Origin of the sequence: Shewanella sp. BJSY2023SW005 (assembly GCF_047314585.1) — a bacterium.
In the GTDB taxonomy this organism is placed as follows: domain Bacteria; phylum Pseudomonadota; class Gammaproteobacteria; order Enterobacterales; family Shewanellaceae; genus Shewanella; species Shewanella algae.
Window position 1 is genome coordinate 54,024 of the sequence record NZ_JBKORJ010000040.1, and the last position, 23,730, is coordinate 77,753.

Sequence of the window (23,730 nt, forward strand, 5' to 3'; positions counted from 1 at the left end):
CGACCACGTAATAGAAATGGGCCCGGGAGCCGGAAAATATGGCGGAAAGATAATCTATCAGGGCCCTCCGTTAGGAATGCTGACTTCCGCGACTTCGGTTACAGGCCCTTTTTTTGGAGGAACAGATGTCAGGGAAACATGAGTTACTTAGGGCCTAGCGCTCGGCAATCACAAAGCTGGCGACCATAGGATTGTGATCCGACACATCTGTTTCCGGCACATACAGCTCTTTGGGTTTCAATCCTCGATAAAAGAGATGATCCAAAGGATACCCCAGAACTCTCACCCTGTTATCCTCACCAAAATGAGCCTCATTCAATCCCAAAGAGGAAGCGAAGGCGGCCAGCAGCATACTGCGTTCCTCACTCCAGGTATTGAAATCACCCGCCAGAATAATAGGCCCCACTACTCTTTCCTCAGCCAGGGCTTCAGTCAAAGACTTAAGTTGCTGCCGATATTCCTCGATACCGACACTGAAGTTAATTCCATGGACATTGACCACAGTCAATAATGAGCCATCAGACAAAGGATATTCAGCGACCAAGGCCGTCTTGGGCAACCGCAACCAGGGCTCAAGAGTGCGGTAGCCACAACTGCTCAAGGGAGCGCTGCGTGACAGATTCATCACTCCGGCCGGGGTATCCAATACACTGAAAGCATTGGCGAAACGCCAAAACCACTGCGTAGCACTCAAATAAAGGTACATGCCGGGATCCAGACTGGCTTCCTGCAGCAGCACCAACTGCCTGCCTGTTGTAAAATCATCAAGACGAGAACGCCACAGGCCGTTTTGCTGCTTCTGAATATTCCAGATCAACACGCCAAACTCACCATTCTTATCCAGCGCCTTTGCCGTTGGCGTTTGGATACAGGCCGCGCCGATATTGGAGTCAACCCTGTCAGATTGCAGTTGAACATTTGCCGGTACGGTAAACAACCAATGCCATCCCCCTAGTATCACCAGCAAAGAAAGCAACGGGAAGATCAACAACCACTTCAGTTTCATATCAGCCTCAAGCGCAGAAAAAGCCTACAACAGGATCAATGCAATAGTGCTCAAACTCAGGTTACCCAAGGCTGTCTGTCACCGCAAATTGGATTAATATGGGCCGATTAAATCAAGGCGCCAAGCGCTACATACAGAGAGGATTATCATGGCGAAAGTCGAAGTATTAGTTGGAACCACCTTGGGAGGAGCCGAATATGTCGCCGAAGAACTCATCAATAAGCTTGAACAAAACGGCCACCAGACAAGCCTGTACTTAACCCCACAGTTGGAGCAACTGGATCCCAAAGCCCTTTGGTTGATCGTTTCCTCCACCCATGGGGCCGGCGATCTTCCGGACAATTTGCAGCCCTTCTATCAGGAATTACTCCAGTCAAACCAAAACCTGCAGGACTGTCGGTATGCTTTATGTGCGATCGGCGACTCGAGTTACGACACTTTCTGCCAAGGCCCGGAAAAGCTGCTTCAGCAACTGAGCGCCAAGGGAGCCAAGCCCTATGTGGATAAGATCCAGATCGATGTTCAGTACGATCCCGTACCGGAAGATCCAGCATTGACATGGCTCGACGGCTGGCTACCCGAGTTATAAAATGCTTTCCAACCTGAATAAAGCATCAAGTACTCACAATTTAGATCTAACTTACCCACAGATTAAGTCTAAAAAACATAACTCTGTGGATAATACTTTATTTTGATCTGATCAATCTTTGTATGAATCAGATCCTCGATACGGCCCAGATCCACCTTGTGGATAAGATCGCGATCTATCCCCAGCTTTAATGGAGATAGATCGCCAACAGATCACAGGATCATTTTAATTTAAGCTGTTGTTTTAAATAAACAATAATCCTTACCCACAGCAAAATGCGATCCTAATAGTAAACACAATAAGAAGATCTATATAAAGATCTTAAGATCTATAAGCCTGCTCCCCTGCGATCCAAGAGCACAAAATAGAGCATTCACCTGCATCATTACAGATGCTAAAATGATCGGCTGATATTCCTTTTTCATCCCTTACCCAGCCAAAGGTAAATCTATGCGTTTTCATGAACGGTTTGATGTAATTGTTGTAGGTGGTGGTCATGCCGGAACTGAAGCCGCATTGGCTGCTGCCAGAATGGGTGTCAATACCCTACTCCTGACCCACAATATTGACACTTTGGGTCAGATGTCCTGTAACCCGGCTATAGGGGGTATAGGTAAAGGGCACTTGGTTAAAGAGATAGATGCCTTGGGTGGCGCCATGGCAACAGCAACTGACTATGCCGGGATCCAATTCAGAACCCTGAATTCAAGTAAGGGTCCAGCGGTAAGAGCTACCAGAGCCCAAGCGGATCGCGCCTTGTATCGGCAAAAGATCCAACAAATATTACAAAACCAACCTAACTTAAGGATCTTTCAACAGGCTGTTGACGATCTGGTTGTTGAAAACAACAGAGTCATAGGGGTTATCACCCAAATGGGGCTGGCTTTTGAAGCTCCTGCCGTGGTGTTGACTGCCGGCACTTTCCTTGGTGGCAAGATCCACATAGGTCTGGAAAACTACAGTGGTGGTCGTGCCGGTGATCCTCCGGCGATCGCCCTGGCCCACAGACTCAGAGAGTTGCCTATTCGGGTTGGCCGCCTTAAGACAGGTACGCCACCGCGTATCGATGCCCGCAGCGTCGACTTCCAACAGATGACTGAACAGCAGGGGGATAACCCTCTTCCCGTGATGTCTTTTATCGGAGATGTGAGTCAGCATCCACAGCAAATTTCTTGCTATATCACTCATACCAATGAGAAAACCCATGAAATCATTCGTGGTGGCTTGGATCGAAGCCCCATGTATTCAGGGGTTATCGAAGGTATAGGTCCGAGATACTGTCCATCGATTGAAGACAAGATCCATCGCTTTGCCGACAAGAGTTCTCACCAGATCTTTATTGAACCCGAGGGGCTCAATACCAATGAGTTATACCCCAATGGTATCTCCACTAGTTTGCCATTCGATGTACAAATTGCCTTGGTCCGTTCGATCAAGGGGATGGAAAATGCCGAGATCATGCGTCCTGGCTATGCCATCGAATATGATTATTTTGATCCCCGAGATCTGAAAAATTCGCTGGAAACCAAAACCATAGATGGGCTGTTCTTTGCCGGTCAGATCAATGGCACCACAGGTTATGAAGAGGCCGGAGCTCAAGGTTTACTGGCCGGCATGAATGCGGCTTTACAGGTACAAGGTAAAGACGCTTGGGCACCTAGACGGGATCAGGCTTATCTTGGCGTGTTGGTGGACGACCTCTCGACTCTGGGCACCAAAGAGCCCTATCGCATGTTTACCAGTCGCGCCGAATACCGCTTGCTGCTGCGTGAAGATAATGCTGACCTGCGCCTGACCGAGAAAGGTCGCGAGTTGGGCTTGGTTGACGATCAACGCTGGGCCAAGTTCTCTGCCAAGGTTGAGGCGATTGAATCTGAGCTGCAACGCCTGCGCAGTCAATGGATCCATGTGAATTCACCTCTGGTTGAAGCGCTGAATCCGCATCTCAATACGCCAATATCTCGCGAAGCCTCGTTTGAAGAGCTGTTGCGTCGTCCTGAGTTGGATTATGACAAGCTTATGGGGATCGAAGGCTTTGGACCGGGTCTTGAGGATCGTCAAGCCGCTGAACAGGTGCAGATCCAGGTTAAATATGCCGGTTATATTCAGCGCCAGCAGGAAGAGATCGCCAAAGCGCAGCGCAACGAAAATACCGGCCTGCCGCTGGAGCTCGATTACAACGAAGTGCCGGGCTTGTCCAATGAAGTGATCGCCAAACTCAATGCCCATAAACCGGAAACCATAGGCCAGGCTTCCAGGATCTCGGGGGTAACTCCGGCAGCCATCTCCATTTTGCTGGTGCATCTGAAAAAACGGGGATTACTGCGCCGCTCGGCCTGATACCGTGAACTATTCCAGAGCCGGGGAAGCAGTGGATGCTTCCCTTGGCCGTTTTGGGGCCGCATAATAGCCCCGCAGTATTTTTCTGGGGAGAATACCCGTGCTTGCAGCACAGTTAAAAACATATCTGGCAGAGACTGGCCTCAATGTATCGGATGAACAGCAGCAACAACTGCTCGGTTTTGTTGCCATGCTCAACAAATGGAACAAGGCCTATAACCTGACCTCGGTGCGCGATCCTGAGCAGATGCTTATCCGGCATATCATGGATAGCCTGGTCGTCTCCCCTCATCTCAAGGGGCAGCGTTTTATTGATGTGGGTACTGGCCCTGGGTTACCCGGTATTCCGCTGGCGATTTTGAATCCGGATAAAGAATTTGTGCTGCTCGATAGCCTGGGCAAGCGGATCCGTTTTCAAAAACAGGTTCAGATTGAACTCAAATTAAAAAATATACAGTCGGTTGAGAGCCGGGTGGAAGCCTTTCAGGATCCACAAGGGTTTGATGGGGTGCTCAGTCGCGCCTTTGCCTCAGTGGCAGACATGTTAAGCTGGTGTCAGCATTTGCCGGCGCAAAATGGGGTATTCTATGCCCTTAAAGGGCAGTTGAACCCTGATGAGTTGACCGGGATCCCTGAGGGATACAGCATCAGGGAATCCATCGAACTCAAGGTTCCTAAATTGGATGAACAGAGACATCTGCTGATCATAGCTCCCCAGGTTTGAATGCCTTGCAATTGGCTGGCGTATCAAGCAACTTGATGCAAACGGAACCGTGCATCAATAACAAAATTGACAGACAAGGTGACAGTGTGGCGAGAATTATTGCCGTAGCCAACCAGAAAGGTGGCGTTGGAAAAACAACAACTTGTGTTAATTTGGCAGCCTCTTTGGCGGCAACCAAGCGGCGGGTGCTATTGATCGATCTGGATCCCCAGGGCAATGCCACCATGGGGAGTGGTGTCGACAAGTACGAAGTTGAAAACACCGCCTACGAGTTGCTGGTGGAAGAAAAGAGTTTTGACGAAGTCGTTGTGCGTAACACAGCCGGGAAATACGATCTCGTTGCCGCCAACGGTGATGTGACTGCCGCCGAAATCAAATTGATGGAGTTCTTTGCCAGAGAGATTCGCCTGCGCAATGCCTTGGCAAAAGTACAGGATGAGTACGACTTCATCTTTATCGACTGCCCTCCTTCGCTGAATATGTTGACAGTAAACGCCATGTCGGCGGCCGACTCAGTACTGGTTCCCATGCAGTGTGAGTACTATGCCCTGGAAGGCTTGACCGCCCTGATGGATACTATTTCCAAGCTGGCGGCCATGGTCAATCCCAAACTCGGGATCGAGGGGATACTGAGAACCATGTACGATCCCCGAAACCGTCTGGCCAACGATGTTTCCGATCAGCTGAAACAGCATTTCGGTGACAAGGTTTACCGCACTGTTATCCCAAGAAATATTCGCTTGGCCGAGGCGCCGAGTTTTGGCGCACCGGCGATGTACTATGACAAGAGCAGCGCCGGCGCCAAGGCTTATTTGGCTTTAGCCGGCGAAATTATTCGCCGCTCCGAACAGAACCAGCAAGCGAAACAGGCATAAAGGAATGAGCATGACACCGAAAAAACGGGGTCTGGGCAAGGGCCTGGACGCACTTTTGAGTACCAGCCATGCGGCGAGCAAGAAGCGCGATGATGCCGAGCAATCCAAGGTTGATGCCGGCGAAACTCTGCTTACCCTGGATGTGGATCTGCTGCAGCCCGGCAAGTATCAACCCCGTAAAGACATGTCGCCCGAGGCTCTGGAAGAGCTGGCCGAATCCATCAAGGCTCAGGGAGTCATTCAGCCCATTGTGGTGCGTAAGATCAGCGATGACAAATACGAAATCATCGCCGGTGAACGTCGCTGGCGCGCGGCACAAATTGCCAAGCTGGACAAGGTGCCCTGCATAGTCAAACAGGTTGCCGATGAGGCTGCCGTGGCTATTGCCCTGATTGAAAATATTCAGCGGGAAGACCTCAATGCCATGGAAGAGGCCATTGCGCTTAACCGCTTGATCGAAGAATTTGATCTCACTCACCAACAAATAGCTGATGCTGTGGGAAAATCCCGGGCTACCGTTTCGAACCTGCTGCGGCTCAATGGTCTGAATGAACCGGTAAAGCGGTTGTTGGAGTATGGTGATATCGAAATGGGTCATGCCCGAGCCTTGCTGGCCTTGCAAGGTGAAGAGCAAACTTCTGTTGCCCGATTGGTGGTGGCGAAGGAATTGACCGTTCGTGAAACCGAACGATTGGTAAATAAAGTCTTAAATCCTGCCAAAGAGGCCGAAAAGCCTGTAAAAGATACCGATGTTGCCCGTCTGGAGAGTCAGTTAATTGAGAGGTTAGGCGCAAAAGTTTCCATTTCCCACGGTAGTAAGGGAAAGGGAAAAATTGTAATTAACTATCAAAATCTGGCTGAATTAGACGGTATTCTTGCCAAAATCCATTAAAAAAACGTGGTTAACGCTTTTTAGTGTAAATTTGTGACGTTTGTTAATATTGCATTTATACGAATTTGGGTCTGTATCACGTTAAAAGGTGAGGTTTTTACTTATCTCAAAGTTGCAAAGAAGACTTGAAAAGGTATACTTTCGCAAGCTTTTTGTACCTCGACTCCATACGGATATTTGTAGTCCGGTCATCGAAACAAAAAGTAGTAATGCGGAGAAGAATGATTGAGTAAGGTTTTAGCGCGTCGTGGCCGTTGGTCAGCCTATAAGTTGGTGATGATGCAGGCGGCGATAGCTGGGGGTGCTTCAATTATCTTTTTCGCCGTGTGGGGAGCCCAGTTTGGCTATTCTGCTCTGGCAGGAACTGCCATAGCTGTGCTCCCTAATTTTGTATTCGCGACCCTGGCTTTTTCCCACATGGGAGCAAGCGCTACCGGTAAAGTTCTCAAAGGCTTTTACTGGGGGGAAGCGGTAAAGTTGCTGTTAACAATAGCATTGTTTTCGCTGGTATTTATCAATTTAAAGGTCGCATTTATGCCCCTTTTTGTTTGCTATGTACTGGCGTTGGTAGTGCATTGGGCAGCTCCTTTGTACTTCAAGCAAAGTTAAGTGGGATGAATCATGGCTGCATCTGGTGAAGCATTAACACCGCAGGGCTATATCCAGCATCACCTTACCAACCTTACCGTTGGTGAAGGTTTCTGGACATGGCACGTTGATTCATTGCTCTTTTCGGTTGGTCTTGGCGTGCTGTTTCTGTGGTTGTTCCGCAGCGTTGGCAAAAAGGCAACTTCTGGCGTTCCCGGTAAGCTTCAATGCTTTATCGAAATGATCGTCGAGTTTGTCGACAACAGCGTTAAAGATACATTCCATGGTCGCAATGCCTTGATAGCACCTCTTGCTCTGACTATTTTCATGTGGGTATTCATGATGAACCTCATGGATATGGTGCCCGTTGACTGGGTACCACATGCGGCCTCTTTGGCTGGTGTGCCTTATCTGAAAATAGTACCGACTACTGACCTTAACATCACTTTCAGCCTCGCGTTGGGCGTGTTTGTGCTGATTATTTACTACAGCATCAAGGTCAAAGGTGTGTCAGGTTTTGCGAAAGAACTGACGCTACAGCCCTTCAACCATTGGGCAATGATACCCGTCAACTTCCTGCTCGAAATAGTTACCTTGATAGCTAAGCCCATTTCATTGGGGCTACGTCTTTTTGGTAACTTGTATGCAGGTGAGTTGATCTTCATCCTTATTGCGCTGATGTATGGTGCCAACTTGGCGATTGCCGCTCTGGGTGTGACTCTGCAACTGGGCTGGCTGATCTTCCATATTCTGGTTATCACGCTGCAAGCGTTTATTTTCATGATGCTGACTATCGTTTACCTAAGCATGGCTCATGAAGATCATTAAGGACTGCTGAAGAAATTTTTTAACTAAATCATCAACTAACATAGATTTAGATACTGGAGATACAGATGGAAACGATTCTGGGCTTTACTGCAATTGCTGTTGCTCTGCTCATTGGTTTGGGTGCACTGGGTACCGCTATCGGTTTCGGCCTTTTGGGTGGTAAGTTCCTGGAAGGCGCTGCGCGTCAACCAGAAATGGCTCCTATGCTGCAAGTTAAGATGTTCATCGTAGCGGGTCTGCTCGACGCCGTAACCATGATCGGTGTAGGTATTGCACTTTACATGCTGTTTACTAACCCACTGGGTGCAATGCTGTAATAAACGCTTCTGTCTTAACTCTAAATAGGAGGCTGTTGTGAATATCAACGCTACCCTAATCGGTCAGACGGTCGCCTTTATTATCTTCGTGTGGTTCTGCATGAAGTTTGTATGGCCCCCTTTGATGAATGCCATCGAAGCGCGCCAGAAAAGGATTGCTGATGGTCTTGCTGACGCTGACCGTGCAGCAAAAGACCTGGAGTTGGCTCAAGCGAAAGCGACTGACCAACTGAAAGACGCCAAGGCTACAGCCAACGAAATCATTGAGTCTGCCAACAAGCGCAAGGCTCAGATTATTGACGAAGCCAAAGCTGAAGCAGACGCTGAGCGTGCGAAAATCATTGCTCAGGGTAAAGCAGAAATTGAAGCTGAACGTAATCGCGTGAAAGAGGAACTGCGTAAGCAGGTTGCTACTCTTGCCATCACTGGTGCAGAGAAGATCCTCGAGCGTTCGATTGATGAAGCCGCCCAAAGCGACATAGTTAATAAACTAGTTGCTGAAATTTGATAAGGGAGTTGAGTTATGGCTGAGTTAACCACCATTGCTCGCCCTTACGCTAAGGCAGCTTTTGACTTTGCTGTTGAACATCAAGCAGTAGAAAACTGGGCAGAAATGCTCGATTTCGCGGCAATGGTGAGTGAAAACGAATCCATGAAGCCACTGCTGGCTGGATCTATGTCCAGCAATAAGCTAGCTGCACTCTTTATCAATATCTGTGGCGAGCAAATTGATGAGCACGGTCAAAATCTGATCAAGGTAATGGCTGAAAACGGTCGCTTGGAGGTACTGCCTGCTGTATCTCAGCTCTATGCTGAGTTTCGCCACGAATGGGCTAAGGAAATCGAAGCCAGCGTGGTGTCTGCTACTGAGCTTAGCTCTGAGCAGCAACAGCAGATCAGTGTTTCTTTAGAGAAACGTCTCGCACGCAAAGTTAAGCTGAATTGCAGCGTCAACGCCGAGCTTATCGCCGGTGTAATTATCAAGGCAGGGGATCTGGTGATAGATGGATCCATCCGCGGTAAATTGAACCGCCTGTCTGATAAGCTGCAGTCGTAATTGGGAGTTTGAGCATGCAACTGAATTCCACTGAAATCAGCGATCTGATTAAGCAGCGGATCGAGCAGTTCGAAGTCGTCAGTGAAGCCCGCAACGAAGGTACTATCGTTTCGGTCAGTGACGGCATCATCCGCATTCACGGCCTGGCCGATGTAATGCAGGGTGAGATGATCGAACTGCCTGGCAACCGTTATGCAATCGCGTTGAACCTTGAACGTGATTCTGTAGGTGCCGTAGTTATGGGTCCTTATGCCGATCTGGCTGAGGGCGTAAAAGTTAAAACCACTGGCCGTATTCTGGAAGTTCCAGTGGGTCGTGGTCTGCTGGGACGTGTTGTTAACACCCTGGGTGAGCCAATCGACGGTAAAGGACCAATCGACAACGATGGTTTTGCACCTGTTGAAATGATTGCTCCTGGTGTTATTGAGCGTCAATCCGTATCTCAACCGGTGCAAACCGGTTATAAAGCGGTTGATGCCATGATCCCTATCGGTCGTGGTCAGCGTGAGCTGATCATCGGTGACCGTCAAACCGGTAAAACTGCGATGGCTATTGACGCCATCATCAACCAGAAAGATTCCGGCATCAAGTGTGTGTACGTTGCAGTAGGCCAGAAGGCTTCTACTATTGCTAACGTAGTACGCAAGCTGGAAGAGCACGGTGCTCTGGCCAACACTATTGTTGTGGTTGCTACTGCTTCTGAAGCAGCTGCCCTGCAGTACCTGGCACCATACTCTGGTTGTACCATGGGTGAATATTTCCGTGACCGCGGTGAAGATGCTCTGATCGTTTACGATGACCTGTCCAAGCAGGCTGTTGCTTACCGTCAGATCTCCCTGCTGCTGAAGCGTCCACCAGGCCGTGAAGCTTACCCAGGTGACGTATTCTATCTGCACTCTCGTCTGCTGGAACGTGCTTCCCGCGTGAACGAAGAGTACGTTGAGAAGTTCACCAATGGTGAAGTAAAAGGCAAGACGGGTTCTTTGACCGCTCTGCCAATTATTGAAACCCAGGCAGGTGACGTATCTGCGTTCGTACCGACCAACGTAATTTCTATTACCGACGGTCAGATCTTCCTTGAAACCGACCTGTTCAACTCTGGCCTGCGTCCAGCGGTTAACCCAGGTATCTCTGTTTCTCGTGTAGGTGGTGCGGCTCAGACCAAGATCATCAAGAAACTGTCCGGCGGTATCCGTACTGCTCTGGCACAGTATAGAGAGCTTGCTGCGTTCTCACAGTTTGCGTCTGACCTTGACGATGCAACTCGTGCCCAGCTGGAGCACGGTGAGCGTGTAACCGAACTGATGAAGCAAAAGCAATACGCTCCTATGAGCGTAGCTGACCAAGCTGTATCTATTTTTGCAGCTGAAAAAGGCTACCTGAAAGGTATTGAGCTGAAGAAGATCGGTGACTTCGAAGCCGCTCTGCTCTCTTTCATGAACGGCGAGCATGCTGAGCTGATGAAGCTGATCAACGATAGCGGTGATTACAATGCCGAAATCGAAGCTGAGCTGAAGGCTGGTCTCGACAAGTTCGTGGCAACCCAAACCTGGTAAATACATGCGAGGTGTCATAAGGCACCTCAGGTCCAGATTGGAGAGTAGAGATGGCCGGCGCTAAAGAGATTAAAACCAAGATCGCGAGTGTGAAAAACACTCAGAAGATCACGTCCGCCATGGAAATGGTGGCAGCCAGCAAAATGCGCAAGGCGCAGGACCGCATGGCTGCAAGCCGTCCATATGCGGAGAGCATGCGTAAGGTGATCGGTCACGTCGCTCAAGGTTCTCTGGAGTACAAACACCCCTACCTGGAGGTGAGAGAACCCAAGCGGGTTGGTTACATAGTAGTGGCAACCGACCGTGGCCTTTGTGGTGGTCTGAACGTCAACCTGTTCAAAAAGGTTGTCGCAGACGTGAAAAGCTGGAAAGAGCAAGGTGTAGAAGTTGAATTCTGCCCTATCGGTGCTCGTAGTGTTCAGTTTTTCAAGAGCTTTGGTGGCAAGGTACAGGCCCATGCTTCAGGTTTAGGTGATGCTCCCAAGCTCGCTGACCTGATTGGTACTGTGCGGGTAATGCTCCAGGCTTACAACGAAGGCAAGCTGGATCGTCTGTATGTGGTATTCAACAAGTTTGTTAATACCATGACGCAGACTCCTGTGATCGAGCAGCTGCTACCTTTGCCTAAATCAGACGAAGATGACGTAGCGCATCGCTGGGACTACATCTATGAGCCAGATCCAAAGGTCTTGTTGGACAAGCTTTTGGTTCGTTATGTGGAGTCTCAGGTGTATCAGGGTGTCGTTGAAAACATTGCTTCCGAGCAGGCTGCCCGTATGGTGGCCATGAAGGCAGCAACAGACAACGCCGGCACGCTGATCGATGATCTGCAACTGGTATACAACAAGGCCCGTCAGGCGGCTATTACGCAAGAGCTGTCGGAAATTGTGTCAGGTGCAGCCGCGGTTTAGGCTGGGTAACGAATACAAGTTTTAGAGGATTAATCATGAGCACAGGTACTGTTGTCCAAGTGATTGGCGCGGTTGTGGACGTTGAGTTTCCACAAGATGCCGTACCTCAGGTATATGACGCTCTGAAGATCACAGGCGAAGGCGCCTGTAAAGGCTTGGTGCTGGAAGTTCAGCAACAGCTGGGTGGTGGTGTAGTTCGTACCATCGCCATGGGTTCTTCCGATGGTCTGCGTCGTGGTATCGAGGTAGAAAACTCTGGTTCACCAATTTCCGTTCCGGTTGGGGCTGCGACCCTTGGCCGTATCATGAACGTTCTGGGTGAGCCTGTGGATGAAGCGGGCGCTATCGGTGAAGATGAGCGTTATATCATCCACCGTGATGCTCCTTCTTATGAAGAGCAATCTAACACCACTGAATTGCTGGAAACCGGCATCAAGGTTATTGACCTGGTATGTCCGTTCGCCAAGGGTGGTAAAGTAGGTCTGTTCGGTGGTGCGGGTGTTGGTAAGACAGTTAACATGATGGAACTGATCAACAACATCGCGAAAGCCCACTCAGGTCTGTCAGTATTCGCCGGTGTAGGTGAGCGTACCCGTGAAGGTAACGACTTCTACTACGAGATGAAAGACTCAGGCGTACTGGACAAGGTAGCCATGGTGTACGGTCAGATGAACGAGCCACCAGGTAACCGTCTGCGTGTTGCTCTGACTGGTCTGACTATGGCCGAGAAGTTCCGTGACGAAGGTCGTGACGTACTGTTGTTCGTTGACAACATCTACCGTTACACCCTGGCTGGTACCGAAGTATCGGCACTGCTGGGTCGTATGCCTTCTGCTGTGGGTTATCAGCCAACACTGGCTGAAGAGATGGGTGTTCTGCAAGAACGTATTACTTCTACCAAAGTGGGTTCTATCACTTCGGTACAAGCGGTATACGTACCTGCGGATGACTTGACTGACCCAAGCCCAGCAACCACCTTCGCCCACTTGGATGCGACTGTGGTACTGTCTCGTCAAATCGCTTCTCTGGGTATCTACCCAGCGGTTGACCCACTGGATTCCACCTCTCGTCAGTTGGATCCACAGGTTGTTGGCCAAGAGCACTATGACGTGGCAAACGGTGTACAGACAGTTCTGCAGCGTTACAAAGAGCTGAAAGACATCATCGCTATTCTGGGTATGGACGAGTTGTCAGATGACGACAAGATGACAGTATCCCGCGCCCGTAAGATCGAGCGTTTCCTGTCTCAGCCATTCCACGTAGCTGAAGTCTTTACCGGTTCTCCAGGTAAGTACGTGCCCCTGAAAGAAACCATCCGTGGCTTCAAGGGAATTCTGGACGGTGAGTTCGATCACCTGCCAGAGCAAGCGTTCTACATGGTTGGTTCAATCGACGAAGCCGTTGAGAAAGCCAACAAGAAATAACTAGGCAATATTGCATAGTTTGGTAAGGAGAACGGGATGGCAGCCATGACAGTACAGCTTGATATCGTCAGTGCAGAGAGCAAAATCTTCTCAGGCCTTGTTGCCCATTTACAGGTAACAGGTTCTGAGGGTGAACTGGGTATTATGCCTGGTCACACTCCGCTGCTGACCAATATCAAACCTGGCATGGCGCGCATCGTCAAACAAAATGGTCAGGAAGAGGTGTTTTACCTTTCAGGTGGTTTACTGGAAGTTCAACCCAATTCCGTGTCCGTATTGGCTGATGTTGTAATGCGTGCCGATGAGATTGACGAGCAGGCTGCAGTAGAAGCCAAGCGTCGTGCTGAGGCCCATATGGCCGATGCCGGTGCTGACTTCGATTATGCTGCGGCAGCAATTGAACTGGCTAAGGCCGTGGCTCAGTTGCGGGTCGTTGAGACCATCAAGAAGAACATTGCCAGATAACAGCACTGCTGAAAAAAGGCGCCTCAGGGCGCCTTTTTTGTGTCTGTTATTCCTGCTTGCCTCAAGCAGATTTGCAAGCTTCCAAGCTGCGTGAGCGCTGCATTTTTACTGTGATTCCGGTACACTTGCGCCAGCCTATAGAAAAGGAATCTCCCATGTCATTGAATGTTGTAATTCTCGCCGCCGGGAAAGGGACCCGGATGCGTTCCGATTTGCCTAAAGTCCTGCATAAGGTTGCCCATAAGCCCATGGTGCAGCATGTGATTGATACGGCTCATTCACTTAATGCCGACAAGATCAATCTGGTTTACGGTTATGGCGGCGACAAGCTGATGACGGAACTGGGCGAGCAACCGCTTAACTTTGTGCTGCAGGCTGAACAACTTGGCACTGGCCACGCGGTAGCCCAGGCGATTCCCCAGATAGATGACAATGACACTGTATTGGTGCTCTATGGTGACGTTCCCCTCACCCGCAAGGAAACTCTGGAAGCCCTGCTTGCTGCCAGGCAAAACGATGGCGTAGCCGTACTGACAGTGCATCTGGATGACCCAAGCGGCTATGGCCGTATGGTGCGCGAGCATGGCAAGGTGGTTGGCATAGTCGAACAAAAAGATGCTACTGCCGAGCAACTCAAGATTAATGAGATCAACAGCGGCATCATGGCATTGCCGGGCAAACAATTGAAAAACTGGCTCGGACGCTTGGAAAACAACAATGCTCAGGGCGAGTTTTATCTTACTGATGTGATTGCCATGGCTCACGCAGATGGTGTGGCCATAGACACGGCTCATCCAGTTAATTCCATAGAGACCGAAGGCGCCAATAACAGGGTGCAGTTGGCGGCGTTGGAACGTGCTTATCAGCAACGCTGTGCTGAAGCCCTGATGCTGGATGGTGCCAACTTAAGAGATCCGGCACGCATAGATGTTCGCGGTGAAGTGACCGTCGGCATGGATGTGATGATAGATGTTAATGTGATCTTCGAAGGTAAAGTGGTGCTGGGTAATAACGTGACTGTAGGCGCCGGGGCAATCCTTATCGATTGTGAGATTGCCGACAACGCCGAGATTAAGCCTTACAGCATAGTCGAGGGCGCCAAGTTGGGTGATGGCGCCAGTGCCGGCCCGTTTGCTCGTCTGCGTCCGGGCGCTGAACTCAAGCAAGATGCCCACATAGGCAATTTTGTTGAGATGAAGAAAGCCGTACTCGGTGTGGGCTCCAAGGCTGGGCATCTGGCTTACCTCGGAGATGCACAAATTGGCCAAGGGGTAAACATAGGGGCCGGTACCATTACCTGCAATTATGATGGCGCCAACAAACATCTGACCGTTATTGAAGATGAAGTGTTTGTCGGCAGCGACACTCAACTGGTTGCTCCTGTCACTATCGGCAAGGGAGCCACACTGGGAGCCGGTTCCACTGTAACCCGTGATGTTGGCGCAGATGAACTGGTTATTACCAGGGTCAAGCAGAAACATATCAAGGACTGGAAGCGTCCACAAAAGCAAAAGAAGTAATTCCCTTAAATGAAAGCACCCATCTGGGTGCTTTCTATCTCACAAACCCGCGAATGGGTTTGAAGTCAATCATATTTAATTGTAAATATCCGTAAAGAAACTTAAATACTAATTCTTCTCATTTATATTTGCTGGCAAAAATAGAACAGATTGCCGGTCCGGCATCGAGAATGAGGTGATTATGAGGTTTAAGTTTTCCTGTGTAGGTATGGCAGTGGTTGCTGCTATCTCTTCAATGCCACTGGCAGCAGAGCAAGCGCCAGAAGATATTGAACGCATCAGTGTTACCGGCCGTAGCTTCAATGATTATAAGACCGGCGTCGCCTCAGGCGCGATGCGTGGTGATATCAATCTGATGGATACACCTCAATCCGTTACCGTTATCCCCGACTTTGTCACCGATGAACAGCTGGCAACGAACCTGGCTGAAGTATTGGTAAATGACTCTTCGGTCACAGCGGGTACACAGCGTTGGAACAGGCAGGTTTTCTCTATTCGGGGGTTTGAACTGGACTCTGGATCGGGCTACTTGATCAATGGTCATCAACAGTGGTCGCACTATGTACAACCTATTGAAACCCTGCAGCAGGTAGAAGTACTCAAGGGCCCATCCAGTATGCTCTACGGCCAGTCAGGCCCTGGTGGCTTGGTTAATATGGTGACCAAGAAGCCGACCTACGACACTCTGTTTAACCTGGGGTTTGATACCGATGACAATGGCTCTACCCGCTTTCAGCTGGATGCCGGTGGTAGCCTAAACGAAGCTCAAACCATACGTTATCGCACAGTGTTGGTTAAGCAGGACACCCAATATTGGCGCGAATATCAGGATGGTGAAAATCAGGAAAGAGATCGTTGGCTGGGCTATTTAAACCTGGAGTTTGATCTCAGCGACGATATTACCTTGGCGTTGAAATATGACCACACCCAAGATAAGACCGGGATTGATGTGGGTGGCTGGTTGAATAAAAAAGGTGAGCTTATCGGTGGCAGAGACATTATCTGGGATATGCCTTGGGCATTTACCGATAATAAGGTACAGAACATGGGAGCCGATTTGGTTTGGCATCTCAACGATGACTGGAATGTGAAGCTGGGATATAACCACCAGAAGTTCCAGCGTCAGCGCTTGGATTCTGCTCCGTCTTATAATGAAAATGCGATGACGGATGGCTATAGCATCAGACCTTTCGATCGTTATGATGATTGGCAGCACAAGACTGCATATGTGGATTTCAGTGGTCATTTCAATACAGGCAGTATCGAGCATCAGTTGCTGATAGGTGCCAATTATCTGGACTACTTCTATCAACAACGTCGCGACCGCGGCGGCTCCATAACCGTAATTCCTGGTACAGGCCTACCTGCCAAGCCGGATCTTGATTATCACTCTGTGGCCAAGGGTGACCCTAGTGAATATGACTTCTATGGCGTCTACATTCAGGATTTAATCAGCTTGAATGAACAGTGGAAACTGCTCGCAGGTATACGCTATGACGAGCAAAAAGAAGACGGAGTTACCGACAGCGCAACGTCTCCCAAGTTTGGCATCATCTATTCGCCTACGGATAATGGCAGTATTTACCTGAACTACTCCAAGAGCTTTGTTCCTCAAGGAAGTGTTGATAACGAACTGGATCTTAATGACGGTATGGAACTGGATCCCGAATATGGTGAGCAGTATGAATTGGGCACCAAGTGGGAGCTGTTCGACAATAGCTTGTTGCTGACCGCTGCTGTGTTTGATATTAAGATAGACAACAGGATTGTCACTCACAGCTTGGATGTCCCTCAAGGTGATAAGAGCAAAATTACCCGTCAGGATGGGACTCAGCATCACAAGGGTTTCGAGATGGGAGCTCAGGGGCAGTTAAGTGATAAGTGGTTTATGACTGGTTCCATGATGTATCTGGATGCCACTTACAAGACGGGAGATGAACTGGATGGAAAGACTCCTATAGATGCTCCTGAATGGTCGGCCAATATTTGGACCCGTTATGAGATGACTGAAGCACTGGCTCTGAACTTCGGTGCCGTTTATGTCGGTGAGCGCTTTGCTGATAAAAACAATCAGATCACCAAAGACGGTTATGTGCGTTTCGATATAGGTGCCGCTTATACCTTTGATATTGCTGGTACCGAGTTGGGTGTTCGCGCCAACATACGTAATTTGTTCGATAAAGATTATCTGGATGGCGGTGATTACCAGATGGTCACTATCAGTGAAGGTCGCCATTTCAGTCTGGCACTTGAAGCCAAGTTTTAATCACCAATAGATATCATACTATTCAGCAATGCCGGCCACTCCGTGACCGGCATTTTTTATGGATGAAATCTAATTCTTTCGGCTTCTTGTGACGCACCCAGGCTCGGGCTGGCTTTAAGGCATGCCTGTATATCGGCTGAACTGCTAACGGGCTTTTTTCACTCAGTAATTGCGTTTATGTTTCGAAGTTATATAATTCGCCTTTCGAATCGAAACTTATTCAGTCTGGAATGACCAAACGCAACACTCAACAAAGGCGTCACGCCATAGTTACCCTGCTGCAGCAGCAGGGTGAAGTCAGTGTCGATGCCTTGGCGCTGAAGTTTGAAACTTCGGAAGTGACCATACGTAAAGACTTGGCAGCCCTGGAGAAAACCGGTTTGCTGCTGCGTCGTTATGGTGGCGCCGTCGTCGTTCCTCAAGAGATAACCCAAACCTTATCTGAACCGCCTTCCCGCAATAAGTTGGCCATAGCTCAGACCGCTGCCGGGCTTATCAAAGATCATAACCGCATCATCATAGATTGTGGCAGCACCACTTTGGGGCTTATTCCTGAGCTCAATGATAAGCGCGGTCTGGTGGTTATGACCAACTCCCTGCAACTGGCCAATGCGATACATGAATTGGAAAATGAGCCCACACTCTTGATGACAGGGGGCACTTGGGATCCCCACTCCGAATCTTTTCAAGGACAGGTGGCTGAGCAAGTATTGCGTTCCTACAACTTTGACCAGCTTTTTATCGGTGCCGATGGCATTGACTTGCAGCGAGGCACCACCACTTTCAATGAGTTGATTGGACTCAGCCGGGTGATGGCGGAAGTCTCCAGGGATGTGGTGGTGTTGCTCGAATCGGAAAAGGTGGGTCGCAGAATTCCTAATCTTGAGTTGCCCTGGGAGTTGGTCACGACCCTGGTGACAGATGACAGGCTGCCTGATGCAGCCGCTGAAAGTATTTCAAATCAAGGGGTAAAGCTGATCTTAGCCCCTTTTACAGCATAAACTTTAAATTAAGCGGATATTGATATGTGTGGAATTGTTGGCGCAGTAGCGCAGCGGGATGTAGCTGAAATCTTAATAGAGGGGCTGAAACGCCTGGAATATCGTGGCTATGATTCGGCCGGTGTGGCTGTCATTCACCAAGGTGAACTGACCCGTACCCGCAGAGTTGGCAAGGTGCAGGAGTTGGCCGATGCTTTGCAAACTGCTCCTTTGGCCGGTGGTACAGGTATCGCCCATACCCGTTGGGCGACCCATGGTGAGCCCAGTGAGCGCAACGCGCATCCACATCAATCCGGCAGCGACATAGCCGTGGTGCACAACGGCATTATTGAAAATCACGCTAAATTGCGGGAGATGCTCAAGGGCTTGGGGTATCAGTTCAACTCAGATACAGATACAGAAGTTATTTGTCATCTGGTCGACCATGAGCTTAAGTCTGCCCCCGGCTTGCTGGCGGCGGTACAAGCCACGGTCAAACAACTGGAAGGTGCCTATGGCACTGTGGTCATCGACCGCCGTGACCCTGAACGGCTGGTGGTCGCCCGCAGTGGCAGCCCATTGGTAATAGGCTTTGGCCTGGGAGAAAACTTCGTTGCTTCGGATCAGTTGGCGCTGCTGCCGGTGACCCGTACTTTTGCCTTCCTGGAAGAGGGCGATGTTGCCGAAGTGACTCGCCGTGAGGTCCATATCTATGATCTGGACGGTAACCCGGTAATACGTGAAAAGAAAGAGTCGGAAATCACCCATGATGCCGGTGACAAGGGCGAGTATCGTCACTATATGCTTAAAGAGATCTATGAGCAGCCAATGGCGCTGGCCCGTACTCTCGAAGGACGAATTGCCCAACAGCAGGTGCTGGATAGTGCCTTTGGTGATAATGCAGACGAGCTTCTCAAAGATATCAAACACGTACAGATCATTGCCTGTGGTACCAGTTACCATGCCGGTATGGCGGCACGTTATTGGCTGGAAGATTGGGCCGGTGTTTCCTGTAATGTGGAAATCGCCTCTGAATTCCGCTACCGCAAGTCGCATCTGTTCCCCAACAGCCTGTTGGTCACCATTTCTCAATCCGGTGAAACGGCCGATACCCTGGCGGCAATGCGTTTGGCCAAAGAGATGGGGTACAAGGCAACCTTGACCATATGTAACGCCCCCGGGTCCTCGCTGGTTCGCGAGTCCGACATGGCATATATGATGAAAGCCGGTGCCGAGATAGGTGTGGCTTCCACCAAGGCTTTTACCGTGCAGTTGGCCGGTTTGTTGATGCTGACGGCGGCACTGGGACGTTATAACAGCATGAGTGTGGAAATGCAGGCGGCAATCGCCCAGAGTCTGCAGTCTATGCCGGCTAAAGTGGAGCAGGCTCTGGGGTTGGATGATGCCATTGCTGAGTTGGCAGAAGACTTTGCCGATAAGAGCCATGCCCTGTTCCTGGGACGTGGCGATCAGTACCCCATAGCGATGGAAGGCGCGCTGAAGCTGAAGGAGATTTCCTATATTCATGCCGAGGCTTATGCATCCGGAGAGCTGAAACATGGACCATTGGCGCTGATCGATGCCGACATGCCTGTGATAGTGGTGGCACCCAATAATGAACTGCTTGAAAAGCTCAAGTCCAATGTGGAAGAAGTGCGTGCCCGTGGTGGCTTGATGTATGTGTTTGCTGATGTTGATGCTGAATTTGCATCCGATGACACCATGAAGGTAATTCCTGTGCCACATTGTGATGAGTTTATGGCACCGCTTATTTACACCATTCCGCTGCAGTTGCTGTCATACCATGTTGCCCTGATCAAAGGGACTGATGTGGATCAGCCAAGAAACTTGGCCAAGTCGGTTACTGTGGAGTAATTGGCCGGAATCAAGCTCTAGCCTGAAAGTGTTGCCACTAATCGCCTGAGTGTATGCTCAGGCGGTTAATTGTGTCAGCCGCTGCTGCTTTTTTGCTTCGTATCTTTTCCAGACTTTTTCGTGGAAGTAGAAAACAACAGTATTGATACTGGGTTCTACCAGGGCCACGGCACCACCGATAAGTACACTGCCGGTAAGCAGATAAGTGATGGTAAAGGCTACGCTAAAGTGCAGTATGGCAAAGGTCATTGTCTTAATCATGGCGGTTCTCCTCTCTCGATAATTTAATGATAATAATTCTCATTAACAATCAAAAGAGGGTTTAACAGATTAATTTGACCGTTTTTATCTATTAAAAAGGCCGCTTATGCGGCCTTTAATCGTCTAAGACTATCAGTAATGCCAAGGGAAGCTGGAAAAGTCCTGATCGCGTTTTTCAAGAAACGCGTCTCGGCCTTCCTGGGCCTCGGCTGTGCCATAGGCCAAACGGGTCGCTTCTCCGGCAAACAGTTGCTGGCCAACCAAACCATCATCAGGCAGGTTAAAGCCATATTTGAGCATGCGCATTGCGGTTGGGGACTTGGAATTGATCTCCTTGGCCCAGCGCAGAGCTTCGGTTTCAAGTTCTGCATGCGGAACCGAACGGTTAACCATGCCCATGGCAAAGGCTTCATCGGCACTGTAGTTAAAGCCACAGAAAAATATTTCTCTTGCCCGCTTCTGGCCTATCATCTTCGCCAGATAAGCACTGCCATAGCCGGAATCAAAGCTGGCTACATCAGGATCTGTCTGTTTGAAAACGGCATGTTCTTTCGATGCCAGTGTCAGATCGCACACCACGTGCAGGCTGTGACCGCCACCGACCGCCCAACCCGGAACAACGGCTATGACGACCTTGGGCATAAAGCGGATCAAGCGCTGCACTTCGAGAATATGCAGGCGGCCCATGCGAGCCAAATCGGCCTTACCGGCTTCCTCACCTTCATATTTGTAGCCGTCCTTGCCGCGAATACGCTGATCGCCACCGGAGGAGAAGGAATATTGCCCCTTGGCTGATGGACCATTACCCGTTAACAGCACACAACCTACATCAGACCATTGCCGGGCGTGATCCAGAGCTATGTAAAGTTCATCAACCGTTTTGGGACGAAAAGCGTTCAGGCAGTCGGGACGATTAATGGCAATTCGCACCGTACCTTGAGATTTGGCTCTGTGGTAAGTGATGTCTTCAAAAGCGAACCCAGCAACCTCTTCCCACAATTCAGGTTCAAAAGTATCGGAAACAAAAGATGTCATAACAAACAGCCCCTATATTGATAATGGCTCAAAGGCTAGGTGGATTGGCATGGGAGGTCAATGATTTCAGGTGCGGGTTTTGCGACCGTCGACAAAACCCGCGGCTTTACTCAGAGGTTATCGCAGATGAACAGCAGATTATCTTTGTTGAAAACAGGATGAGATATGACATTGCCGCGACAATACTCATCCTTGAAGTCCATCAGGGTATCTGGTGTGGTCAGTATGTTGTCCAGCTCTTGTAGCTCTGAAGCTGACAAACGCTCGGCAATATCTGCCTTGAGGCGGGCCTTTTTCTGATCGAGGCGAATGATCTGCGTGCCCGTCATGGCATCCAGCTTGCGTTCAATTTTCTTTACTAATGCTTCGGTTTGGGCAATGGGCTCATCGAGTTTATCCGTCTGAGTGACCAGGTAATAAAGCACTCCGGCCAATATTGCCAAAATAATCCAGCCTTTCATCATTTAGTCCAACTAAGGTTAATAACCCTTGTGTTACAAGGTATAATACGCCAGTTTTTATACAATAAGCAGTAAAAGGCTGTAAAGATGAGTGAAGAGTCGAGCAATAAGGATTATTCGAAAGCCAATCGAATCAAGATTCACCAGCCTGATGCGAGTAAAGCAGACCGCTTTAATCCTCGCAACCGAATTTACGTTCGTGCGGTTGATGGTCTATGGAGTACGTTAAGGCGGCGGATGGGATGGATAGCCATGCTGTTTTTTCTCATCTTGCCCTGGCTTCCATGGGGGGATAGGCAGGCAGTCTGGTTTAACCTGGCGGAGCAGAAGTTTCATGTATTCGGCCTGACTATCTGGCCTCAGGATCTGACGTTACTGGCGGCCTTGTTTATGATTGCCGCCTTTGCACTGTTTTTTGTCACTACCTACCTGGGAAGGGTCTGGTGCGGGTACACCTGCCCGCAGACAGTGTGGACCTTCATCTTTATCTGGTTTGAAGAAAAGCTCGAAGGGGCACGCAACAAAAGGATGAAGTTGGATCAGATGCCCTGGAGTTTTGACAAACTCTGGCGCAAAACGGCCAAGCATACTGCCTGGTTGTTGATCTCCCTGCTGACGGCCATGACATTTGTGTCTTACTTTGTGCCCTCCAGAGAAGTATACCTAGAGGTGTTTACCTTACAGGCCAGTGGCGCCGTGTACTTCTGGGTCATTCTCTTCACTCTGGCAACCTATGGTAATGCCGGCTGGATGAGGGAAATCATGTGTATTCACATGTGCCCCTATGCACGTTTCCAGGCAGCCATGTTCGATAAGAACACCTATATTGTTGGCTATGACACCAAGCGTGGTGAAACTCGCGGCCCCCGTTCCCGTAAGGCTGATCCCAAAGCTCTGGGGCTGGGCGACTGTATCGATTGCGATCTCTGTGTTCAGGTCTGTCCGACAGGGATTGATATCCGTAATGGCCTGCAGTACGAATGTATCAACTGCGGCGCCTGTATCGATGCTTGCGACTCCACCATGGAACGTATGGGATATGCCAAAGGCCTTATCAGTTACACCACGGAAAACAAACTGGAAGGGATCAAGGAAAAAGTGCTGCGTCCCAAGCTGGTGGGCTATGGTGTTGTGCTTACCGCGATGATTTTGGTGTTTATCTACGCCAGTGCCAATATCGCCCCTGTACGCATCGATATCATTCGTGACCGGAATCAGCTCTATACCGAGAATACTCAGGGGATGACAGAGAATACCTTCACTTTGAAGATATTGAACAAAACAGAAACGGCCCACGAGTACCAGATGCACATTGATGGGTTAAACAACTATAAATGGTATGGCCCACAAACAGTGCAAATTGCGGCCGGTGAAGTATTGACGCTGCCAATCAGTGTGGCGGTTGACCCTGTGGAGCTGAAACGTCCCATTACCAAGATAGACTTTATTGTCACTACCGAAGTCGATGGTGAGACGGTTGAAGCCAAACAGGAGTCCCGTTTCTTCGGGCCTTAAGCTTTAAGAAACGACTCAAGATAGATAAAAAGGGGCGCGAGCCCCTTTTTTCATCAAAAAAGATCGCTTTTTTGGTCATTTGGTTGCTTTTATGAGCGAACGATAAATTAATCCTGTTTTTCTAAGATTTAGCCCTTGCACAAAAGTTTTGGCTCCCTATAATGCGCTCCCACTGACACGGCACAGCGGCAACGCGAAAGACGTGACAGGGTCGAAGAAAAACGGCTCTCGAGTCCTTTCAACGA

At 49.6% G+C, this 23,730-nt stretch carries 23 protein-coding genes; 19 read left to right on the plus strand and 4 right to left on the minus strand.

Going from position 1 to position 23,730, the window contains the following annotated elements:
* Positions 1-154: 154 nt before the first annotated feature.
* The gene (locus tag ACMHXI_RS12700) at positions 155-1,006 is read right to left on the minus strand and encodes an endonuclease/exonuclease/phosphatase family protein (RefSeq protein ID WP_208143376.1); all 852 of its coding nucleotides are present in this window, start codon (positions 1,004-1,006) and stop codon (positions 155-157) included.
* A 148-nt stretch (positions 1,007-1,154) separates the two neighbouring features.
* On the opposite strand from ACMHXI_RS12700, the gene mioC reads away from it, so the two are divergent.
* The 18 genes from mioC (at position 1,155) to glmS (ending at position 20,213) form a co-directional block, all read left to right on the plus strand.
* Positions 1,155-1,595, plus strand: a complete 441-nt coding sequence (mioC, locus tag ACMHXI_RS12705) for an FMN-binding protein MioC (protein ID WP_107006276.1) — start codon at positions 1,155-1,157, stop codon at positions 1,593-1,595.
* Positions 1,596-2,045: 450 nt separating this feature from the next.
* The gene (mnmG, locus tag ACMHXI_RS12710) at positions 2,046-3,935 is read left to right on the plus strand and encodes a tRNA uridine-5-carboxymethylaminomethyl(34) synthesis enzyme MnmG (protein WP_107111419.1); all 1,890 of its coding nucleotides are present in this window, start codon (positions 2,046-2,048) and stop codon (positions 3,933-3,935) included.
* A gap of 100 nt (positions 3,936-4,035) precedes the next feature.
* Complete coding sequence (rsmG, locus tag ACMHXI_RS12715; protein ID WP_025889675.1) at positions 4,036-4,659, plus strand: 16S rRNA (guanine(527)-N(7))-methyltransferase RsmG; 624 nt, start codon at positions 4,036-4,038, stop codon at positions 4,657-4,659.
* A gap of 86 nt (positions 4,660-4,745) precedes the next feature.
* Positions 4,746-5,534: a ParA family protein gene (locus ACMHXI_RS12720; protein ID WP_025889676.1), complete on the plus strand. Its 789-nt coding sequence runs from the start codon at positions 4,746-4,748 to the stop codon at positions 5,532-5,534.
* A gap of 10 nt (positions 5,535-5,544) precedes the next feature.
* Positions 5,545-6,426 (plus strand): ParB/RepB/Spo0J family partition protein, encoded by an 882-nt coding sequence (locus tag ACMHXI_RS12725; protein ID WP_025889677.1) that lies wholly within the window; start codon positions 5,545-5,547, stop codon positions 6,424-6,426.
* A 225-nt stretch (positions 6,427-6,651) separates the two neighbouring features.
* Entirely contained in the window at positions 6,652-7,035 is a 384-nt protein-coding gene (locus tag ACMHXI_RS12730; protein WP_025011727.1) for an ATP synthase subunit I, read from the plus strand.
* Positions 7,036-7,047: 12 nt separating this feature from the next.
* Complete coding sequence (gene atpB / locus ACMHXI_RS12735; RefSeq protein ID WP_025011728.1) at positions 7,048-7,842, plus strand: F0F1 ATP synthase subunit A; 795 nt, start codon at positions 7,048-7,050, stop codon at positions 7,840-7,842.
* Between the two features lie 65 nt (positions 7,843-7,907).
* Positions 7,908-8,159, plus strand: a complete 252-nt coding sequence (gene atpE, locus ACMHXI_RS12740; protein ID WP_025011729.1) for a F0F1 ATP synthase subunit C — start codon at positions 7,908-7,910, stop codon at positions 8,157-8,159.
* 37 nt (positions 8,160-8,196) lie between these two features.
* Positions 8,197-8,667, plus strand: a complete 471-nt coding sequence (atpF, locus tag ACMHXI_RS12745; RefSeq protein ID WP_028780952.1) for a F0F1 ATP synthase subunit B — start codon at positions 8,197-8,199, stop codon at positions 8,665-8,667.
* A 15-nt stretch (positions 8,668-8,682) separates the two neighbouring features.
* Positions 8,683-9,216 (plus strand): F0F1 ATP synthase subunit delta, encoded by a 534-nt coding sequence (gene atpH, locus ACMHXI_RS12750; RefSeq protein ID WP_025011730.1) that lies wholly within the window; start codon positions 8,683-8,685, stop codon positions 9,214-9,216.
* A gap of 14 nt (positions 9,217-9,230) precedes the next feature.
* Positions 9,231-10,772 (plus strand): F0F1 ATP synthase subunit alpha, encoded by a 1,542-nt coding sequence (gene atpA, locus ACMHXI_RS12755; RefSeq protein WP_025011731.1) that lies wholly within the window; start codon positions 9,231-9,233, stop codon positions 10,770-10,772.
* A 50-nt stretch (positions 10,773-10,822) separates the two neighbouring features.
* Complete coding sequence (gene atpG, locus ACMHXI_RS12760; protein WP_025889684.1) at positions 10,823-11,683, plus strand: F0F1 ATP synthase subunit gamma; 861 nt, start codon at positions 10,823-10,825, stop codon at positions 11,681-11,683.
* Positions 11,684-11,718: 35 nt separating this feature from the next.
* The gene (gene atpD, locus ACMHXI_RS12765; RefSeq protein WP_025889685.1) at positions 11,719-13,107 is read left to right on the plus strand and encodes a F0F1 ATP synthase subunit beta; all 1,389 of its coding nucleotides are present in this window, start codon (positions 11,719-11,721) and stop codon (positions 13,105-13,107) included.
* Between the two features lie 36 nt (positions 13,108-13,143).
* Complete coding sequence (locus ACMHXI_RS12770) at positions 13,144-13,572, plus strand: F0F1 ATP synthase subunit epsilon (protein WP_025011732.1); 429 nt, start codon at positions 13,144-13,146, stop codon at positions 13,570-13,572.
* A 155-nt stretch (positions 13,573-13,727) separates the two neighbouring features.
* A complete protein-coding gene (glmU, locus tag ACMHXI_RS12775; RefSeq protein WP_071237024.1) occupies positions 13,728-15,092 on the plus strand; it encodes a bifunctional UDP-N-acetylglucosamine diphosphorylase/glucosamine-1-phosphate N-acetyltransferase GlmU in 1,365 nt (454 codons plus the stop codon).
* 181 nt (positions 15,093-15,273) lie between these two features.
* Positions 15,274-17,358 (plus strand): TonB-dependent siderophore receptor, encoded by a 2,085-nt coding sequence (locus ACMHXI_RS12780; protein WP_115389535.1) that lies wholly within the window; start codon positions 15,274-15,276, stop codon positions 17,356-17,358.
* A 230-nt stretch (positions 17,359-17,588) separates the two neighbouring features.
* On the plus strand, positions 17,589-18,359 hold the full coding sequence (locus ACMHXI_RS12785) for a DeoR/GlpR family DNA-binding transcription regulator (RefSeq protein ID WP_413735099.1): 771 nt from the start codon (positions 17,589-17,591) through the stop codon (positions 18,357-18,359).
* Between the two features lie 24 nt (positions 18,360-18,383).
* On the plus strand, positions 18,384-20,213 hold the full coding sequence (gene glmS, locus ACMHXI_RS12790) for a glutamine--fructose-6-phosphate transaminase (isomerizing) (RefSeq protein WP_144166288.1): 1,830 nt from the start codon (positions 18,384-18,386) through the stop codon (positions 20,211-20,213).
* A gap of 57 nt (positions 20,214-20,270) precedes the next feature.
* On the opposite strand, the gene ACMHXI_RS12795 is transcribed toward glmS, so the two are convergent.
* The 3 genes from ACMHXI_RS12795 to ACMHXI_RS12805 form a co-directional block, all read right to left on the minus strand.
* Complete coding sequence (locus ACMHXI_RS12795; protein ID WP_025011735.1) at positions 20,271-20,474, minus strand: DUF2061 domain-containing protein; 204 nt, start codon at positions 20,472-20,474, stop codon at positions 20,271-20,273.
* A 132-nt stretch (positions 20,475-20,606) separates the two neighbouring features.
* On the minus strand, positions 20,607-21,509 hold the full coding sequence (locus ACMHXI_RS12800) for a 1,4-dihydroxy-2-naphthoyl-CoA synthase (protein WP_028780956.1): 903 nt from the start codon (positions 21,507-21,509) through the stop codon (positions 20,607-20,609).
* Between the two features lie 110 nt (positions 21,510-21,619).
* Positions 21,620-21,970: a hypothetical protein gene (locus tag ACMHXI_RS12805; RefSeq protein ID WP_025889692.1), complete on the minus strand. Its 351-nt coding sequence runs from the start codon at positions 21,968-21,970 to the stop codon at positions 21,620-21,622.
* 87 nt (positions 21,971-22,057) lie between these two features.
* Here ACMHXI_RS12805 and ccoG point away from each other — a divergent pair, with 87 nt between their 5' ends.
* Entirely contained in the window at positions 22,058-23,485 is a 1,428-nt protein-coding gene (ccoG, locus tag ACMHXI_RS12810) for a cytochrome c oxidase accessory protein CcoG (protein WP_100143499.1), read from the plus strand.
* The last annotated feature ends 245 nt before the right edge of the window (positions 23,486-23,730 follow it).

Bases quoted from the DNA above. Each gene is read 5' to 3' on its own strand.
- ACMHXI_RS12770 (WP_025011732.1), top strand. From the start codon at position 13,144: ATGGCAGCCATGACAGTACAGCTTGATATCGTCAGTGCAGAGAGCAAA.
- ACMHXI_RS12700 (WP_208143376.1), bottom strand. From the start codon at position 1,006: ATGAAACTGAAGTGGTTGTTGATCTTCCCGTTGCTTTCTTTGCTGGTG.
- glmS (WP_144166288.1), top strand. From the start codon at position 18,384: ATGTGTGGAATTGTTGGCGCAGTAGCGCAGCGGGATGTAGCTGAAATC.
- ACMHXI_RS12805 (WP_025889692.1), bottom strand. From the start codon at position 21,970: ATGAAAGGCTGGATTATTTTGGCAATATTGGCCGGAGTGCTTTATTAC.
- atpB (WP_025011728.1), top strand. From the start codon at position 7,048: ATGGCTGCATCTGGTGAAGCATTAACACCGCAGGGCTATATCCAGCAT.
- atpA (WP_025011731.1), top strand. From the start codon at position 9,231: ATGCAACTGAATTCCACTGAAATCAGCGATCTGATTAAGCAGCGGATC.
- ACMHXI_RS12785 (WP_413735099.1), top strand. From the start codon at position 17,589: ATGACCAAACGCAACACTCAACAAAGGCGTCACGCCATAGTTACCCTG.
- glmU (WP_071237024.1), top strand. From the start codon at position 13,728: ATGTCATTGAATGTTGTAATTCTCGCCGCCGGGAAAGGGACCCGGATG.
- atpG (WP_025889684.1), top strand. From the start codon at position 10,823: ATGGCCGGCGCTAAAGAGATTAAAACCAAGATCGCGAGTGTGAAAAAC.
- ccoG (WP_100143499.1), top strand. From the start codon at position 22,058: ATGAGTGAAGAGTCGAGCAATAAGGATTATTCGAAAGCCAATCGAATC.
- ACMHXI_RS12780 (WP_115389535.1), top strand. From the start codon at position 15,274: ATGAGGTTTAAGTTTTCCTGTGTAGGTATGGCAGTGGTTGCTGCTATC.
- atpE (WP_025011729.1), top strand. From the start codon at position 7,908: ATGGAAACGATTCTGGGCTTTACTGCAATTGCTGTTGCTCTGCTCATT.
- ACMHXI_RS12800 (WP_028780956.1), bottom strand. From the start codon at position 21,509: ATGACATCTTTTGTTTCCGATACTTTTGAACCTGAATTGTGGGAAGAG.
- mioC (WP_107006276.1), top strand. From the start codon at position 1,155: ATGGCGAAAGTCGAAGTATTAGTTGGAACCACCTTGGGAGGAGCCGAA.
- atpH (WP_025011730.1), top strand. From the start codon at position 8,683: ATGGCTGAGTTAACCACCATTGCTCGCCCTTACGCTAAGGCAGCTTTT.
- ACMHXI_RS12795 (WP_025011735.1), bottom strand. From the start codon at position 20,474: ATGATTAAGACAATGACCTTTGCCATACTGCACTTTAGCGTAGCCTTT.
- ACMHXI_RS12725 (WP_025889677.1), top strand. From the start codon at position 5,545: ATGACACCGAAAAAACGGGGTCTGGGCAAGGGCCTGGACGCACTTTTG.
- atpD (WP_025889685.1), top strand. From the start codon at position 11,719: ATGAGCACAGGTACTGTTGTCCAAGTGATTGGCGCGGTTGTGGACGTT.
- mnmG (WP_107111419.1), top strand. From the start codon at position 2,046: ATGCGTTTTCATGAACGGTTTGATGTAATTGTTGTAGGTGGTGGTCAT.